Below are 1,556 nucleotides of genomic sequence, written 5' to 3' on the forward strand. Positions count from 1 at the left end.
GTCATTGTCTCACTTGTTGTTTATCTAGGAAGCGTGCATCTGATTCATTGAGGTTGAGTTGGAGCACGAGGTTCCAACGGTTTTTGCCGCGTTGTGTGGTTTGGATCCAGCCGTCGAAGCGATCCACCGTGAGGCGGAATGTTTCAGCGCCCTCTGGGTAAATCAATCTGAGATCGTCGGCATCAAGTTCGGTTGAACCAAATGCACCTAACCACTGCCGGACTTTAGGTTTTTGCATGAGCTTGCCAAGGCGTGATTGCTTGAGCTGCTGGATGCTTGTCTTTTTGTTAGCTGGTATTTTAGGAGTTCAAAGGTGTACCAGTCTTTGCCATAGGTGAAGAGTGTGCGGCCGCTTGGTAAGGTGCCGATCAACTCGTCGAGTTCGGATAGTTTCATCTTGTAGAATGCACGGCGTCTCGCAGCTTCGCGGGCACAGATTTACCGTGGCTTGGTATAAATAACTGATGACTCCTCGGTAAATGTGTACCGGAGTCTAGTTTTACGGGGGATCAAAATGCACTACTCACCGTGGTGGTGGCGCAGTCGGGATCAGCTATGGACAAGAGTGAAAAGCATGGTCACTGAAGTAAGAGTTGTGCTGCGTCTGAATGCGCAACGGGCTCTTGTCAGGTTGCCAAAGTATGGCAAGCCCTTACAGCGTGAGGAAGTAGCGGATGATGAAGGAATTCGCTAGGTCCACGAAGAATGCTCCGACGAGTGGGAGAATGATAAATGCCGTAGGGGCAGGGCCATGAGTCTTGGTCACGGCTGACATGTTAGCTATGGCTGTGGGAGTGGCGCCGAGGGCAAAACCTGCGAAGCCTGCACTAAGAACGGAGGCTTGATAGTCTCTGCCCATGAGCGGGAAGAGCAAGAAACGAATAAAGAGGATCACTGTAATCGCCTGGAGAACAATCAGAGTCATTAAGGAACTTGCGAGGTCTGCTATAGTCCAAAGCTGCATGCCCATCAGTGACATGGAAATAAAGAGGCCGAGTGAAAAATCAGAAATAGTGGCTAACGCTCTAGTGCGCGCAGGCCAGGGCAGATTTTTTAAGACAAGAGGGACTGAGTTTGATAGAACAATGGCGACCATTAAGCAGGAAACGAAGAGGGGGAGTTTGATGCCCATAGCATTGATCCAATCATTGAGAAGGTAGCCTATGATAATGGCGATGTGCATGATGAACGTGACTCGCATCAGGCTGATGTGGTCAATTTTTTCGATATCTTCATTCTCATAACTGACACCAACACTGAGTGATGCATGGGAATTCCCTTTTAGCTTGAATGATTGAATCAACCATTTGGATACGGGGCCACCTAACAAACTGGCCATTACTAAACCCAGTGTGGCCGCCGCGACCCCTACTTCTAACGCATTTGGAATTCCGTGGTTAGCCGCAATTTCCCCTGACCACGCAATTGCGGTGCCATGGCCACCGATCAGTGAGGCCGAGCCAGCCATGATTCCCATAGCCTTCGGTAAACCCATAGCCATAGCTCCAGAGACGCCCACAATATTCTGAATGACCATGTAGCTCATGGTCAAAGCG

General features: G+C 49.7%; 3 protein-coding genes. All 3 read right to left on the reverse strand.

From position 1 onward, the window contains the following. Position 1: 1 nt before the first annotated feature. On the reverse strand, positions 2-238 hold the full coding sequence (locus ABGY95_RS09750; protein ID WP_347441490.1) for a hypothetical protein: 237 nt from the start codon (positions 236-238) through the stop codon (positions 2-4). After that, positions 208-396, reverse strand: a complete 189-nt coding sequence (locus ABGY95_RS09755; RefSeq protein WP_347441491.1) for a hypothetical protein — start codon at positions 394-396, stop codon at positions 208-210. The genes ABGY95_RS09750 and ABGY95_RS09755 overlap by 31 nt, the downstream gene beginning before the upstream one ends. A 256-nt stretch (positions 397-652) precedes the next feature. Next, the coding region (gene gltS / locus ABGY95_RS09760) for a sodium/glutamate symporter (RefSeq protein ID WP_347441492.1) at positions 653-1,556 on the reverse strand (904 nt) is incomplete at its 5' end.

Origin of the sequence: Rubritalea sp. (assembly GCF_039830215.1) — a bacterium.
In the GTDB taxonomy this organism is placed as follows: Bacteria; Verrucomicrobiota; Verrucomicrobiia; order Verrucomicrobiales; family Akkermansiaceae; genus Rubritalea.

Coding starts and splice junctions, on each gene's coding strand:
- ABGY95_RS09750 (WP_347441490.1), bottom strand. CDS start 238: ATGCAAAAACCTAAAGTCCGGCAGTGGTTAGGTGCATTTGGTTCAACC.
- ABGY95_RS09755 (WP_347441491.1), bottom strand. CDS start 396: ATGAAACTATCCGAACTCGACGAGTTGATCGGCACCTTACCAAGCGGC.